Consider the following 15,921-nt stretch of genomic DNA (forward strand, 5'->3'; position numbering starts at 1 on the left):
AGTCCCAGCCGCCGTTTTGCATGAACCTTTCCGCTTCCGCCTGCGACTGACGCTCAGGCGCCGCATGGTGCGGGGCCGGAAAGGATGCCCCCAATGACCAGGACCCCAGAGACTCGCAGGTCTCCGGGAACAACGGGAGCTCAGCGCGACCATCGCCTTCGGGATGGGGTCGATGCGCTGGGCTTCCGGCTGATTCCGTTGACCCTGCGCAGGAGCAGGCGTATCGTGAGGATGAGGAAAGCAGACAATTCGATCAGGGACGAACGTGCCGGAACGACGCGCCTTGCCCTGATTCGGCCGGCCGGACCGGAAGTTCCTCCCGAAAACTTCGGGGGGAGTTTTATGTCCTGCGATCGCGGCACGTCCATGCCATCTCCACGCGGCGGTTTGCGCCATTCGCTCCATCTGGCCGGCGGTTTGCTTGCCCTGGCGCTGAGCGCCACGCTTTGGCTGGGCACAGCTGCCCGGGCGCAGGAAACCCAGATCATCTATCCCGGCTCGATGACGGTGACCGGATTTTCCGGCACTGTCATTCCCAATTTCGACGAAGGGCTGCCGCCCGGGGTCGACCCGGTCGATGAGACCTTTATCGACACGACGCGCGCCACCTTGCGCGTTTTCGACGTTTCAGCGCTGGGCGGACCGGCCTCCGGCCAGCTCGTCTACACGCCGCCGCCCTTCGAGGTGACCGCCGAACAGATCGGCCAGGTGTTCGCCATTACCTATGATGACGGCGTGCGCGACGGCGTCCCGTCAGGCATCCCCAACCTCTATGCCGGCGCCAGCTCGCTGCACGGCATCCGCATCGTCACCCCTGACGAAGATTCCGACGGCCGCCCTGAGCGGCAGCGCCGCGGCACGTCCGGCGCCGTCTTCATGGACGGCCAGTTCGGCACCGAAAATGGTGGCGGTCCCGGCACCATCTGGAAGATCGACGGCGTCACCGGTGCCATCTCCAGATTCGCCGACATCGACACCAACAGCGGTCCCGGCATCGGTGACGTCAGCTTCGACAGCAATCACCGCGAGTTCTTCGCAAGCGACCTCGATACCGGCCTCATCCACCGCCTCGACGCCAATGGCACGTTGATCGATACATTCGACCACGGCGTTGCCGGGCGGCCGGCGCATGGGCTCGCGCCCGTCGCTGACGACGGCGCGGTAATGGACATACAAGGTGCTGCCTTCGATAGCGAAGACCCCGACACCTGGGGTTACACGCAAGACGAGCGCCGCGTCTGGGCAGTCGCCTATCACGGCGGCCGGGTCTACTACTCGGTCGGCGAAAAGGCCGAGATCTGGTCGGTGGGCATTGCCCGCGACGGCAGCTTTGCCGGCGATCCGCGCTGGGAGCTGACGGTCAAGGCCGACAAGGACTACGCCGTCACCGACATCGCCTTCGACGTCAAGGGCTTCATGTACCTGGCGCAGCGCGGCCCGGTGGAAAACCGCTACGATTACAGCCAGTTCGCCGATTCCGGCAAAGGCGAGGCCATCCGCTATTGGCGCGAAAACCCGGACGATCCGGCGACCGAATCGGAATGGGTGGAAGAGCCGCAGGAATATGCAGTCGGCTTCCCGCAAGGCAACCGGCAGTCGGCCGGCGGCCTTGATCTGCAATATGGCTATGACGCCGACGGCAATCTCGACACCGGCGTGTGCACCGATACGCTGGTCAACACCGGCGACAAGCTGCGCGACAACCCGACACTGGCCGACCAGCTCGCCGCCGGCGGGCCGCTCGCCGTACACGGCGTGCAGATCACGCCGACGCCGCTGGTCAAGCCGGCCAACGTGCCGCCCTTCGGCTCCTGGTTCGTCGATTTCGACGGCTATTTCGAAGACCCCGAGGTGGAAGGCCATGTCGGCGACGTCGAGGTCTGGCACCCCTGCGAAGGCCGTGCCGGCTACTATGAAGAAATCCCCGGCGGTTACCTGCCGCCGTTCTATCCGCCTGATTTCCCACCGCCCGGCGATCTGCCGCCGTGCATCGATGTCGAGGATGTCCAGTTCTACTGCACACCTCGCGGTCTCCAGGCCGACCTTTATCTCCATGACCATGCCGGCTTCGGCGGCGATTCGATCAGGGCCCAGTCCAGGACGCCAGGCGTCGGGGTGACATCACCCCAGTCGCATGCGCCCGGCAAGCCTTACACGGTCGACATCACCGGCCACTATCCGGGCGACACAGTCGATGTCGGGCTCTGCTTCTACAGGCAGTCCGACAAGGACAAGGGTGGCTACTACCCTTGCTGCAAGATGACTTTGCCGCTCAGAACCCCAGCCGTCAGCTGCGAACGTTGAGGAGGGAGAGATGAACATTTCTGCACTTTCCCCCACCGCGACGCGCAACCAGAAAACCGTCATGGAGACCATCATGAGACCCCTGTCATACGCCAGGCGCAGCGCGCGCTGGCTGATGGCGGCCGGTATCGCGGTCGCCATGTACACCCCTGTGGCAAGCCACGCCGAAGACGCCGTCCCGATCACGCCGGAACTGCGGCTCGACCTCGATAATTCGAAAATCATCACTCCGAGGCCGGAACGGGTCGTGCCGTTCTTCACCAAGAAAGGCACCCAGCGGAGCTGCGACTACGTCGTCTACTCCCTGAGCTTCGGCCTGCGCGGGGACCCGCAAGGCTTTGCCGACCCAAGCTTCGTGGCCAGGCTGAAAAAACTCCAGCTCGACTTCAAGGATCAGCTTCCGCACGGTCTTGCGATCGTCAACGTCAACGTGTCCGGCGACGGCACGGATGCATCCGGCGGACCGCTGCCGGGCGCAACGATCAGCACCTCGGCCAATCCGAACGATACGGCGACGGTTTCCGATTTCCGGATTTCCGCCACCGATCTCGACGGCGCCGGTGCCGCCAATGAACGCGTCATCAATTTCAAGATCACCGCCAAGATCGACCATGCGGCGTTTCCTTCGCCGACCATCGTCGACAATCAGGGCGCGATCAAGGTGACGCCTGGCGTCGGCACGGGGGTCATCATCCCGTCGCAGGATCCGGGCAAGCCCGACGACGGCGACTTCAAGACCGGCGTGAAGACCTCGATCAAGATCGACCTCACCAACTGCGACAAGCGGCCTCCGCCTCCCGACCGGGAATGCTTCAAGGTGGAGCGCGGCACGGTCGATTGCGTGCAAGGCGGCGGCGCCTTCATCTATCACATGCCTGTCGGCCCGGAGCTGGGCGGCAAGTGGGTGCAGGTGTCGACGACCACCCCCGGCATCACCATCATCCCCGACACCCAGTTGGTGCCGGCGGGCGGCGGCGTGCTGAACTGGAAGATCATTGGCGCATCGCCCGGCGACGTCATCCACCTGATCGTCACCGGCATAGAAACCTATGCCGGTCCAGAGGAAGGTTGGGGCCTGTGCTGCACGCAGACCATCGACATCGTCATTCCGCGTGACCTGAGGTGTCCGCCCGACAAGGAGCCGGACCTCAAGGTCGAAAAGCGAGCCGATGTCACACGTTGCACGATGGGCGGCGGCTGCGACTTCACCATCACGGTCACCAATGTCGGCGACGGACCATATCACGGCAAGATCGTGCTCGACGAGGTGACGCTGCCGGCCGGCTCGACGCTGGATTCAGGGCCTAATCCGCCCTGGGTCTGCGTGCCCGGCGTGACCCCGATGACGTGCACCTATCCGGTGACCACGCTCAATCCGGGCGCCTCCATCAACCTCAAGCTCGGCTTCAAGCCGGCCGGAGGCTGGCAAGGCAGCGCGCTGCGCAACTGCGCCACCTACAATTACGGCGCCAGCGGCAAGCCGCTGTTCGGCAGCCAGCAGAACGATCGCGGCTGCGCCTCGATCCCGATCTGCCGGCGTGGCGATCGCGACCGCGATTGCCGGCCGCCGGTCGACAAGAAGGTCGACCTGATCCTGAAGAAGCGTGCCCGCATTCCGGTCTGTACGCCCGACGGCATCTGCTACTTCGTGATCGACATCATCAACAATGGCAGCGTTCCGTATATTGGGCCGCTGACGGTCATCGACACTTACCCGGGCGGCGCGCCGGCCTCTTCGACCTTCGGCCCGTCTCCGCCCTGGGCATGCGGACCCAACGGCCCCGGCCAGTTCCGCTGCGACAACGCCGGCATCGTGCTGATGCCGGGCGCCTCGACGCCGATCGTCGTCAAGGCGGTGATGCCGGCCGGCTACCAGTCGGATACGGTCGAGAACTGCGCGGCGCTGAAGCCTGTCCCCGGTGAGGTCGACCTCACCAACAACAAGGCCTGCGCCAAGGAACGCTTCCGGCATCCCAATGGCGGCAAGCCAGCCTTGCGCATAACCAAGACGTGCAACGGCTCGCTGGCCGGCGCGGCGGTGGTTTCCTGCCGCATCACCGTCATCAGTCTTGGCACCGCTGCCCCCACCGGTCCGGTGCGGGTCAATGATGCCGCCACGCTGATAGCAGGCGGCGCGCCGGTCCAGATCCAGACCGTCACACCCGACGGCGCGGAATGGGCCTGCGGAGCGGTTCCGGCCAATGCGCTGTCGTGCCAGATTCCCGGCGCCGTTATGACGCCCGGAACATCTAGGCACTTCGACGTGACGGTCTCGGCCAATGGCGCGTTCGAGAACTGCGCACGCGGCTCGTATGGTCCGGCTCCAGGAGACGACGTTGTCTACCCGTTCGGCCAGGCCTGCGCCAAGGGTGGTGGCATCTCCACCATCAGCGTCAAGAAGACGGGCGATGCCGAGTGCCAGCCGGGACAACCCTGCTCGTTCGAGATCACCATCACCAATGACGGCCAGACCCCATTCTCGGGTCCGGTCCGCATCGGCGATGCGATCGGCGTGGACGGGCTCGGCCGGCTCGAAGGCGTTGAGATCACCTCGATCTCGCCGCCCTTCGGTTGCTCGCCGGAACCGACGACGCTGCCTCTGTCCTGCATTGCCAATTTGACGCTCGGCGCCGGGGAAAGCCACGTGCACACTGTCACCGTGGTCCTTCCCGACGACGGCCGCCTGGCCAATCTGCAGGGCAATGTCACCGGCCAGAACTGCGTCGGTGTCTTGTCTCCTGATACCAGGGTGCAAGGCGGCGACGTGCTGTCCGGCGATCAGACCAACATCCAGGGCGGTCGCGGCAAGGCCTATGCCTGCCATCCCTTCACCATCAAGCGTGAGGTGAAGAAAGAGTGCTCGCCGGGCTTTGTGATGAACGACGCCGGCCGGTGCGTGTGTCCGGAAGGCACGACGTTCCGCAACGGCCAGTGCTCGCCCGACGGTGGCGTCATCGTCGAGCCAAAGCCAAGGCCCTGCGTGCTGCTCAAGGGCCAGATCCGCACCGAGGACGGACGCTGTGTCTGTCCACGCGGAACCGAGCTCGAAAACGGCGCCTGCGTCAAGATCGACAAGCCGGGCTGCACCATCCCCGGTTCGGTCCCGACGTCGGACGGCAATGGCTGCTACTGCCCGGACGGCACGCATCTCGACCGACAGGCAAATGCCTGCGTGCGCGACAAGCAGAAGCCCGAGCAGTGCACCATACGCGGCCAGGTTCATGATGCCGATGGCGATTGTGTCTGCCCGCGTGGGACCGAGGTGCGCAATGGAGCCTGCCGGCCGATCCGGCCGAAGCCCGAGCAGTGCACCATACGCGGCCAGGTTCATGACGCCGATGGCGATTGTGTCTGCCCGCGTGGGACCGAGGTGCGCAATGGAGCCTGCCGGCCGATCCGGCCGAAGCCCGAGCAGTGCACCATCCGCGGCCAGGTTCACGACGCCAACGGCAATTGCGTCTGCCCACGGGGAACCGAGGTGCGAGGCGGTGCCTGCCGGCAGAAGCGGCCTGTGCTGGAACAGTGCGACATACGCGGCCAGGTCCACAACAAGCGCGGCGAGTGCGTTTGCCCGCGTGGCACCCAGGTGATCGACGGTGCATGCCGCAAGCCGAGGCCGGAAGAATGTGCCCCGGGCTCGGTGATGATCAACGGCCAGTGCCAACCGATCAGGCGGCGCTGCCCGGAAGGCACGGTTGGACGGTTCCCGAACTGCCGGCCCATCCGCCCACAGCCATCGCTCGATCCGAGCCTGTTGCTCAATCCGGGTATCCTCCAGCAGTTGGTGCCGAAGCGCACGCAGCAGCCGCAGGTACAGCCGCAACGGGATCCGGCGGCCAACGTCAAGCCGTAGGTTCTGGATACGAGCCAGAAATAGAACCCCCGCCGGAGCGATCCGGCGGGATTTTCTTTCAGGCGGCAGAGTTGTCGATCCCCACACTGCTCCAGGCCGAATCTCAGCTGGCGGGTGCGTAGCGCAGCAGCGTCACGCCCTGTGCAAGGCTTTGCGTGCCGAGCGGCAGCAAGGTCAGCGACAGGCCGGACTGGAAATACGGCTTGCCGCCGCCCAGGACGGCCGGTTGCATGCAGAGCCGGTATTCGTCGATCAGGCCCGCACGCGCGAATTGTGCGGCAAGATCGGCGCCGCTAACGGAGATTTCGCCCTCCGTCTGCGATTTGACCTGGTTGGCAACGGTTTCGACATCGCCACTCACCAGCCGGGCATTGGGTCCGACGTCGCGAAGCGTCGTCGAAAACACGATCTTCGGGGTCTTTTGCCAGGCATCGGCAAAATCCCGCTCGACCTCTCCCCCGGTTTTGCGCTCCGGACTGTCCCAGAAGCGCATCGCCTCATACATCCGGCGTCCGCAGAGCGCGATCGCGGTCCGCCGCATCTCGTCGTTGAAATGCCGGTGCAGTTCTTCCTCGGGCACCGGCAAGCCGATGTCGCCCGACGGTCCCTCGATAAAGCCGTCCAGCGACGTCAGCATGGAGTAGACGATCTTTCCCACGTGTACCTCCGTTCGATGCCTATAGGCTATATATCTGATTGCGATTTGCAATCAGACTTCAAGGAGCGAATGGACTCAGGTGGCTCGTCAGGCAGGCCAACATAAGGGCTAGCAATTATGTTCTGCCTCTTGGTGAACCTTCGCGCCGGGCGGGATGACCCACTCCTGAAGTAACAAACTTCAGGAGAGAGAAATGTCCTCAGTCAGCTATGCCTTTCGCACTACGGTTGCGACCGTTGCCCTATTCGCAACCGGCCTAGCCACCCCCTCCGCCTTTGCCGAACAGGCCAACATCAAGTCGATGTCCTTCGACACGCAGAGCGCCAACACCACGATCCACGTCGTTTCGAGCGACAAGCAGAAATGGGACAGGCTGAAGAGCGGCACCGTCCAGTTCTGGGGCCACATGAAGATCGATACACGCTGGCCCGGCTACGTTCAGGATGTCGGTGTCGCACTCGGCATCTGCGGACCCAGCCAATGCGGCCCGTTTCCACCGATCTGGAGCGCGGCACCTGTCAGCCGTGACTACGACCACCAGGAAAACTTCGCCTTTGATCCGGCCAATATACCCCTGTCGTCGGATACCGGCATCGCCATCGTGCCCTATGGCGACCAGATCATCGCCAAGTGCAATCAGCATCTGCAGGCTGACGGTCCGACGAAGTCCTATTCGTTCAGCCACACGTTCGACGCCAGCTTCACGGCGCTTACCGACAAGGCACTCGACATGGGCAATGCCGTCGCCGAAACCCAGCAGGGCAGCTGGCCCTATCCGCTTTTCGACTCGAACTACGCCGCGCACGGCACCTTCCAGGTGCAGGTTGTCTGCGACCCGGTGATCAAGCCCAATGCCCAGGACATCACTGCCGATTTCGGCAAGTTCGAGGTCGAGAACGTCAAGCTGTTCCTGACCACCTACCAGTCGAACCAACCGGGCTCGACTCCTGGCACGGCCTGTCGCTCGCTGAAGGTTACCAGCCGGGCGCAAGCCAACCAGGCCGGACCGGTCTCGATGCGCATCTGGCGACAGAAGGACGGCGGACCGGTCACCTCCGAGTTCAAGCAGGCGTGGGCATCGTACGACGCGAGCAAGAATGGCTATTTCGCCAGCTATGAGAAATGGGAGAACGTCGGCGCCACGGCCTATTTCCAGTACAAGACCGAGATCGTCGGCAATGGACCGTTCGAACCCTTCGACGGCTGGAAGGACATCACGGTGCATTGTACAGGCGCCGGCGGCGGTGGTTTCACCGACGCACCGCAGACCGATCCCGACAACCCGCCGGCAAAGGCCGACTGGCAAGGCGAAGTCACCGTTTCCGACAGCGCAGGTGCGCGAAAACTCTGCCCTCGCAAAGGTCAGGTCGCATTCGAAGTGAGCCGCGACGAGCCCGGCGCGTTTCACTACCGGATCGGCTGTTCCAACGGCGCCTTCTTCACTGGCACCACGGTCGCTTTCAACGATGGCGGCGTCTTCAAGGCCGGCGCGGCACATGATCTCAGCATCGTCAGGACCCGCTCGATCCAGTGCACCCTGCAGGAGATCAAGCAGAACGGCTCCATCGCCAGCGTCGATACGGACAAGGAGGATTTCACCTGCATAAAGCGCACCTCCGAACCGGAGGCCGACGATCTCGTCTCGAGCACGCGACCAGACTTCGGCAAGCCGAGACTGCCGCCGGTCGTCGTCGATCCCGGCCGCAAATGCCTGCCCAGCCAGACATTGCTGCGCGGCAGATGCATCGACAAGCCGATCGTCGCCGCGTGCAAGAGCACCGAAAAGGTTGTCAACGGCAGGTGCATCGGTGTCAGCATCCACTGCCTGCCAGGCTATCATCAGGTCGGCTTGAAATGCGTGAGGAACCCTGTGGTTGCCGACCAGTGCAGGCGCGACGAATTGCGCATTAACGGCAAATGCGTGCGCAAGCCTCCCGTCATCATCGACTGCAAACGCGGCTACCACCTGGTCGGCAAGGCATGCGTGAAGGACGCGGCTATCACCACTGGCTGCCGGACAACCGAAAAGCTGGTGCGTGGACATTGCGTGTCGAAGCCACCCGTCAAGACGTTCGGTCTGCAGAGATTGAAGCAAGGCAACAGCAAGCTGTTTGCGCCGGGATTGGCCAAACCGCGGCGTCACGTGAACTGAAATTTGACGCTACAGACCTGGAGAGGCGGCACACTGCCGCCTCTCTGCATTGTGTGGATCAGCCGCTCACACCGGATTCCTGTCGACAAGCGGCGTCGAGACGATTAGGGCGGAAGCAAGCTCAACAACGGGAAGCGGACATGGCCAGTAAGACCCTGATTGCGCCATCGGTGCTGGCGTCGGATTTCTCGAAGCTAGGCGACGAGGTCGAGGCGGTGGCCGCGGCCGGCGCCGACTGGATCCATCTCGATGTCATGGACGGGCATTTCGTGCCCAACATCACCTTCGGCCCGCCGGTGATCAAGGCCATCCGCAACCGCACCAAGGCTTTCTTCGACTGTCATCTGATGATTGCGCCGGCCGATCCCTATCTGGCCGCCTTTGCCGATGCCGGCTGCGACGGCATGACCGTGCATGCCGAGGCTGGACCGCATCTCGACCGTTCGTTGCAGACCATCAAGGGTCTCGGCAAGAAGGCTGGTGTGTCGCTCAATCCGGCGACTCCGGAAAGCTCGATCGAATATGTGCTCGACCGGCTCGACCTGATCCTGATCATGACCGTCAATCCGGGCTTTGGCGGCCAAGCCTTCATCCCGGCCATGGTCGACAAGGTCAAGCGGGTCAAGGCGCTGATCGGCAACCGGCCGATCCGCATCGAGATTGACGGCGGCGTGTCGCCGGAGACGGCTCCCCTGGTTACATCAGCCGGCGCCGACGTGCTGGTGGCAGGCGCCGCCGTCTTCAAGGGCGGCAGCGTCGAGGCCTACCGGGCCAATATCGACGCCATCCGAACCGCGGCCGACCGGGCTGCCGGCTGACATCAGTTTCAGGAAAAATCGCGACAGCTCTGACCTCTCGGCCTGATCTTTCAGCCGGTGAGATGTCCCGGAAAGCGGTCAACTGGCGGCAGTCGCCGGAACTGACCGTCGCGGCGAGCGACGCGATCACAGCATCTGGCACTGCATCTGGCAGCAAAATCTAGTGGACGAATGCCGAGGGCATGTTCATTGCGGGAGCGGCAAGTTCGGCAATCTGACGTGCGTTAAGAAAAAATTACCCGTATTCCGGATCTCGCAGCCGGGTCGCGAAGACGCGAGCCGCATCGCGGGACAAAGTTTCTTCATAAGAACAAGTTTTTCACGATATTCGTTACTTCCCTCGAGTAAGATGTGCAAACCTTCCTCTTTAAGTCGAATATCGTGATCTTCCCCTTGAGCCATGGATGCCTTAGGGCGTATAGTAAAAGTATAGGGGATTCGTTTGCTTCGCGAACGGGCTGGCGGAGCGTGGGAGAGCGATAGGAGTCATATTGACCTACGGATCTGCCGATATGAGCGAAGGCGCCGGCGCCAAGAGCACACTCGCCAGCACGGTCTACCAACAGCTTCGCGACGATCTCCTGCGCGGTGTGTTTGAAAGTGAAAGCAAGCTTCGGGTCGAATGGGTGGTTTCCCGTTACGGCGCCGGCGCTTCGCCGGTTCGCGAGGCTCTCAACCGGCTTGCTTCGGAAGGCCTGCTCGGCCGCCACGACCAGCGCGGTTTCTTCATCATGCCGGTCAGTGCCCCGGAACTCGAGGAATTGACACGCACCCGCTGCTGGCTGGAAGAGCGGGCGCTGCGTGAATCCATTGCCAACCGCACCGGCGAATGGGAAGAGCAGCTGGTGCTGGCCTTGCATCGGCTGGCGCGCGCCCAGCGCCGTTTGCCGGAAGATCCGTCCTCGAACAATCCGGAATGGGAAAAGCTGCATCGCGCCTTCCATCGGGCCCTGATCGCAGGCTGCCGGTCGCACTGGCTGACCGGCTTTTGTGACCAGCTTTCCGATCAGGCCTCCCGCTACCGGCTGATCTCCCAGGACGGGGCCGAGCGCGACGATATCGGCGAGCATCGCCTGATTGCCGAGCGCACCGTGGATGGCGATGCCGATGGCGCCGTCGAAGCGCTGCTCAACCACTACCGTTTGACGGCAGCCATGTGCATGGAGCGCTTCAACGAGAGCGGCGATCTCCGGACAAGCAAGGCGTTGCGCGGCCGCAGATAGCAACACTTGCGGTTTTCGATCCGAAATCTGCTTGCAGCGGTGTTCCGAAAAGCGGTTGTTTTTTTTCGAGGCCATGCGCTAGGGAAGACGCATGAACAATCACCTGTTCGATGCCTTCCGCGACCGCATGCCCGCGCCCGGGCGCACCTTGATGGAGACCGATGACGGGCGCTCGATCCGCTACGGCGACATGCTGGCGCGGTCGGCGCAATTGGCGCAGGCGCTGAAGCATTTCGGCGTCCAGCCGGGCGACCGCGTCGCGGTGCAAGTTGAGAAAAGCCCCGAATGCATTTTCCTTTATCTGGCCTGCCTGCGCGCCGGTGCGGTCTTCCTGCCGCTCAACACCGCTTACACGTTGACGGAGCTCGGCTATTTCTTCGGCGATGCCGAGCCGCGGCTGGTCGTCTGCGACCCGGCGCGGGCCGGCGATATCGCGCCGCTGGCAAAGACTTCGGGCGCAGTTACCGCCACACTCGGCCGCAACGGTGAAGGCTCGCTGACCGATCTGGCCGCGCAACAGCCCGCGGATTTTGACGATATGGCGCGCGAGCCGGACGACCTCGCGGCGATCCTCTACACATCGGGCACGACCGGCCGTTCGAAGGGCGCCATGCTCAGCCACGAAAACCTGGCCTCCAACGCGCGCGTGCTGGTCGAGCAATGGCGCTTCACGGGAGAAGACGTGCTGATCCATGCGCTGCCGATCTTCCACACGCATGGCCTGTTCGTCGCCACCAACGTCGCCCTGATGGCCGGCGCCTCGATGCTGTTCGAGCAGAAATTCGACGCCAGCCGCATCGTCTCGCTTCTGCCGCGCGCCACGGTGCTGATGGGCGTGCCAACCTTCTATACCAGGCTCTTGCTGCAACAGAGACTCGACGCGCAGGCAGCGAAGAATATCCGCCTGTTCGTTTCCGGCTCGGCGCCACTGCTCTCAGAAACGCACAAGGCCTGGCGCGAACTGACCGGCCACGCGATCCTCGAGCGCTACGGCATGACCGAGACCAACATGAACACCTCGAACCCGTACGAGGGCGAGCGCCGCGCCGGCACGGTCGGCTTCCCGCTCCCCGGCGTTTCGCTACACATCGCCGATCCCGACAGTGGTGCTGTGCTAGCCCAGGGTGAGGTCGGCATGATCGAGGTGAAGGGACCGAATGTCTTTTCCGGCTACTGGCGCATGCCGGAGAAAACCAAGGCGGAATTCCGCGCCGACGGCTTCTTCATCACCGGCGATCTCGGCCTTATCGATGCCGACGGCTACGTCCACATAGTCGGCCGCGGCAAGGACCTGATTATTTCCGGCGGCTACAACATCTATCCGAAGGAGATCGAGAGCGAGATCGACGCGCTGGCCGGAGTCGCGGAAAGTGCGGTCATCGGTCTTGCCCATCCCGATTTCGGCGAAGGCGTCACCGCTGTCGTGGTGCGGGAGCCTGCCTCGCAGATTACCGGGGCCGAGATCGTTGGCGCCATTGCCGGCCAGCTGGCGAAATACAAGCACCCGAAGCAGGTCATCTTCGTCGATGAATTGCCGCGCAACACGATGGGCAAGGTGCAAAAGAACCTGCTGCGCGAAACCTACAAGGGCCTCTACGGCCGTTACGAAGCCGGCTAATCACTTTGCTTCGGGCATTCCACTGTCTCTTGTTCGCGGTTCGGTAGTGCCGTCCCTACCTGCGCGGCTTTGGGGTGCCGGAACCCCACAGGGCGCGGTTCAGCAGGCTGCGTTTGCGCTTGCGCGGGATGAGGTCGACATCGCTGACGAGCTTGGCGCCGCCCTCACGCCTTTCCAGGGTGATCTTGCGGCTGTGGAAGGCTTCGAGCTCCGCGCGGTGCGCCACGCTGATGATGGTGACATCAGGCAGTTCGCGGATCACCGTCTTCATCATCGTGTCCTGGCTCTTCTCGTCGAGCGCCGAAGTCGCTTCATCCAGCACCACGATATCGGGGCGATGCAGCAGCAGGCGCGCGAAGGCGAGGCGTTGCTTTTCGCCACCCGACAGCGTCTGGTCCCATGGCGCGTCTTCCCTGATCCTGTCGGTGAGATAGCCAAGCCCCACCTTGTCGAGGGCAGCCTTGATCTGCTTGATCGTCCACTTGTCCGCCGCCGCGGGATAGGCGACCGCGCGGCGAAGCGTGCCGGTGGGGATGTAGGGGCGTTGCGGCAGCATGAACAGGCGCCTGTCGGCGTGGAAATTGACGCTGCCGCCGCCCCATGGCCACAGGCCCGCGACTGCCCGCACTAGCGTCGACTTGCCTGAACCAGATTCGCCAGCCACCAGCACCCGCTCGCCCGGCTCGATCACGACCTCGGTTTCCTTGACCACGGAGGTGCCGTCGTCGAGTGTTACGGAAAGATTGTCGAGGCTGAGGATGGCGCCGTCTTCGGTTTCGCCCCGGTTGATGCGTCCGAGCGCATCGCTCTGCTCGGCGCGCTCGAGCCCGTCGAGCGACATCATCAGCGAGGCAATGCGCCGCGCGGAGGCGTTCCAGTCGGCGAGACGCGGATAGTTGTCGACCAGCCAGCCGAACGCGCCTTGCACGATGCCAAAGGCAGACGCCGCCTGCATCACCTCGCCAAGCGTCATCGAGCCTTCGAGGAATTTTGGCGCGCACAGCAGGATCGGCACGACCGGCGCAAACAGGCTCGATCCCTGCGAAACCGCCGCCGTGCGCATGTGCTGTCCGGTCAGCAGCGCCCATTGCCTCAGCACATGGCCGAAATTCCTGTCGATGCCGCCGCGCTCCTCCTCCTCGCCGCCCAGCAAGGCGATGCTCTCGCCGTTTTCGCGCACGCGCGTCAGCGTGTAGCGCAGCTCGGCCTCCGCCTGGTTCTTCCGCTCGGAGAGCTGGACGAAATTGCGGCCGATGACCACCATCGAGGTCGAAGTGATGGCGGCATAGATGATCGCGGTGATGACCAGGAAGCCGGGAATGGTGATGCTCTCGCCGCCGATCGGCAGGGTGAGCGCGCCGCCGATGGTCCACAGCACGACAATGAAGGTCGAGGCCGACAGGAACGCGTTGAGGACGCCGGCGATGAAATCGACCGGCGACTCGGTGGCGATGCGCAGATCCTCGGTCATGCGGGCCTCGGGGTTCTGGTGGTCGCCGCCCACGAGGTTCAGCTGGTAGTAGCGGCCGTTTGCCAGCCAGCGCGCGACGACCCCGGTGGTCAGCCAGGAACGCCAGCGGCGCTGGATCGTCATGCGCAGGTAGACCTGCGCGACGACAAGGCTGCCGCTGCAGATCACCAGCGGTACGAATACGGCGCTGAGGAAATAGACTGTGCGGGCGTTGCGCTGCTCGAGGGCATCGAACATCGAGCGGTTCCAGACATTGATGCCATACTGGAAACCGATGTTGATGCAGATCAGCAGCAGCACTCCGATCGTGAATGGCCAGGCGAACCGGTCGCCGCGCCGGCTCCAGTAGCCGCGCGCGCTGATCCAGAAACGCCGCAGCAGGTATTTCTTGCGCGCCTGCTCGGCCTCTTCGGGCGTCAGCTGCGGATCGGGTTCGATAGCTTCCGGCGGCGGCCCCGCCTGGCCGTCGACCTCCGGCACTGCGTCGGCAGGCGTTGGCTTCTTTTCGCGCGGCTTCTCCTCGCCCGTTCGTCGGTCGCGCGGCTTTTGTCGTGATGGCTTTTCCCGGCGCGACTTCGGGGCATCGCTCGGTCTGATGCCGTCGGTCGGTTTCGATTTGGGTTTCGCCTCGGACATACGTCCCGACAACGGCCTCAAAATCAAAAGGTTTCATAGCTTGAGACGACAACAGCCGCAGCCCTGTCATTTCAGGCCGAGCAGCTCCACAACATGGTCGGCGATTGCCAGGCTCCCCGTCAAGCCTGGGCTCTCGATGCCGAACAGATTGACGATCGGCCCAGCGCCGTGCTCGGCCGGGCCCTGGATGATGAAATCTGCCGCCGGCTGGCGTGGAGCGGACAGTTTTGGCCTGACGCCGGCATAGGCGGGGTGCAATGCGCCGTCAGCAAGGTTGGGCCAGTAGCGCCGGATCTCTTCGTAGAAGGCGGCGCTTCGGCCGGGATCGACGGTATAGTCGACGCGATCGATCCATTCGACATCAGGGCCAAAGCGCGCGCTGCCGCCGAGGTCGAGGGTCAGGTGAACGCCAAGACCGCCATGGACTGGCATCGGATAGATCAGCCGCGAAAAGGGCGAGCGGCCGGACAGCGCGAAATAGTTGCCGCGCGCCAGCCACAGCGGCGGAACGAGGTCTTGCGGGAAGCCTTCGATGCGTCTGGCCAATGCCTGGGCGTCGAGGCCGGCGGCGTTGATTAAGGCACCGGCCTTGAGACGGAACCCCTCACCATCGGCGTCACGCGTGTCGATCCGGATCCCGTCGGCTTCGATGGTCGCGCCGGTAACAGTCGTGAGCAGCGCGAAGGATACGCCAGCGGCTTCCGCGTCACCACGCAGCGACAGCATCAGCGCCTGGCTGTCGACGATGCCGGTTGACGGCGACAGCAACGCGCCGGCGCAGGTCAGCGCGGGCTCGAGCTTTTCGGCCTCTGCGCGCGTCAAAAGCGTGAGGTCAGCGACTCCGCATTGCGCCGCGTTGATCTGGATTGCCTGCAGCCTGTCCAACTGGTCGGGTTCGACAGCAACGAGCAGTTTGCCAGTGCGCCGGTGGGCGACGCCGTGTTCGCGGCAGTAGGCATAGAGGCGCTCGCGACCCGCGACGCAGAGCCGGGCTTTGAAGCTGCCCGGCGCATAATGGAGCCCGGCATGGATGACTTCCGAGTTGCGCGAACTGGTGCCCGTGCCGATGGCTGCTGCCTTCTCGACCACCAGCACCTCACGGCCCGCCAGCGCCAGCGCACGGGCAATGGCGAGGCCGACCACACCCGCCCCGGCAACAACGCAATCGACATCATGCATGGATGGACT

The 15,921-nt window shown here is 63.8% G+C and carries 9 protein-coding genes; 6 read left to right on the forward strand and 3 right to left on the reverse strand.

Features of this window, described 5'->3' with window-relative positions; genetic code table 11:
* The first annotated feature begins 366 nt into the window (after positions 1-366).
* A complete protein-coding gene (locus AC1D1N_RS18165) occupies positions 367-2,304 on the forward strand; it encodes an NHL repeat-containing protein (RefSeq protein ID WP_477350157.1) in 1,938 nt (645 codons plus the stop codon).
* A gap of 10 nt (positions 2,305-2,314) precedes the next feature.
* Complete coding sequence (locus AC1D1N_RS18170) at positions 2,315-6,157, forward strand: DUF7929 domain-containing protein (RefSeq protein ID WP_477350159.1); 3,843 nt, start codon at positions 2,315-2,317, stop codon at positions 6,155-6,157.
* A 103-nt stretch (positions 6,158-6,260) separates the two neighbouring features.
* Here AC1D1N_RS18170 and AC1D1N_RS18175 read toward each other — a convergent pair whose 3' ends face one another.
* A complete protein-coding gene (locus AC1D1N_RS18175) occupies positions 6,261-6,815 on the reverse strand; it encodes a dihydrofolate reductase family protein (RefSeq protein WP_477350160.1) in 555 nt (184 codons plus the stop codon).
* A gap of 193 nt (positions 6,816-7,008) precedes the next feature.
* Here AC1D1N_RS18175 and AC1D1N_RS18180 point away from each other — a divergent pair, with 193 nt between their 5' ends.
* The 4 genes from AC1D1N_RS18180 (at position 7,009) to AC1D1N_RS18195 (ending at position 12,626) form a co-directional block, all read left to right on the forward strand.
* Positions 7,009-8,967: a hypothetical protein gene (locus AC1D1N_RS18180; RefSeq protein ID WP_477350162.1), complete on the forward strand. Its 1,959-nt coding sequence runs from the start codon at positions 7,009-7,011 to the stop codon at positions 8,965-8,967.
* A 140-nt stretch (positions 8,968-9,107) separates the two neighbouring features.
* On the forward strand, positions 9,108-9,785 hold the full coding sequence (gene rpe / locus AC1D1N_RS18185) for a ribulose-phosphate 3-epimerase (RefSeq protein ID WP_112566752.1): 678 nt from the start codon (positions 9,108-9,110) through the stop codon (positions 9,783-9,785).
* A gap of 491 nt (positions 9,786-10,276) precedes the next feature.
* Entirely contained in the window at positions 10,277-11,008 is a 732-nt protein-coding gene (locus AC1D1N_RS18190) for a GntR family transcriptional regulator (RefSeq protein WP_477350164.1), read from the forward strand.
* A gap of 91 nt (positions 11,009-11,099) precedes the next feature.
* Complete coding sequence (locus AC1D1N_RS18195; protein ID WP_477350166.1) at positions 11,100-12,626, forward strand: malonate--CoA ligase; 1,527 nt, start codon at positions 11,100-11,102, stop codon at positions 12,624-12,626.
* A 55-nt stretch (positions 12,627-12,681) separates the two neighbouring features.
* On the opposite strand, the gene AC1D1N_RS18200 is transcribed toward AC1D1N_RS18195, so the two are convergent.
* On the reverse strand, positions 12,682-14,733 hold the full coding sequence (locus AC1D1N_RS18200) for an ABC transporter ATP-binding protein/permease (RefSeq protein WP_477350168.1): 2,052 nt from the start codon (positions 14,731-14,733) through the stop codon (positions 12,682-12,684).
* 66 nt (positions 14,734-14,799) lie between these two features.
* A complete protein-coding gene (locus AC1D1N_RS18205) occupies positions 14,800-15,912 on the reverse strand; it encodes an NAD(P)/FAD-dependent oxidoreductase (RefSeq protein ID WP_477350170.1) in 1,113 nt (370 codons plus the stop codon).
* Positions 15,913-15,921 lie beyond the last annotated feature (9 nt).

This window comes from Mesorhizobium sp. P2_B5, assembly GCF_056404775.1.

Coding starts and splice junctions, on each gene's coding strand:
- AC1D1N_RS18165 (WP_477350157.1), top strand. CDS start 367: ATGCCATCTCCACGCGGCGGTTTGCGCCATTCGCTCCATCTGGCCGGC.
- AC1D1N_RS18170 (WP_477350159.1), top strand. CDS start 2,315: ATGAACATTTCTGCACTTTCCCCCACCGCGACGCGCAACCAGAAAACC.
- AC1D1N_RS18180 (WP_477350162.1), top strand. CDS start 7,009: ATGTCCTCAGTCAGCTATGCCTTTCGCACTACGGTTGCGACCGTTGCC.
- rpe (WP_112566752.1), top strand. CDS start 9,108: ATGGCCAGTAAGACCCTGATTGCGCCATCGGTGCTGGCGTCGGATTTC.
- AC1D1N_RS18195 (WP_477350166.1), top strand. CDS start 11,100: ATGAACAATCACCTGTTCGATGCCTTCCGCGACCGCATGCCCGCGCCC.
- AC1D1N_RS18200 (WP_477350168.1), bottom strand. CDS start 14,733: ATGTCCGAGGCGAAACCCAAATCGAAACCGACCGACGGCATCAGACCG.
- AC1D1N_RS18205 (WP_477350170.1), bottom strand. CDS start 15,912: ATGCATGATGTCGATTGCGTTGTTGCCGGGGCGGGTGTGGTCGGCCTC.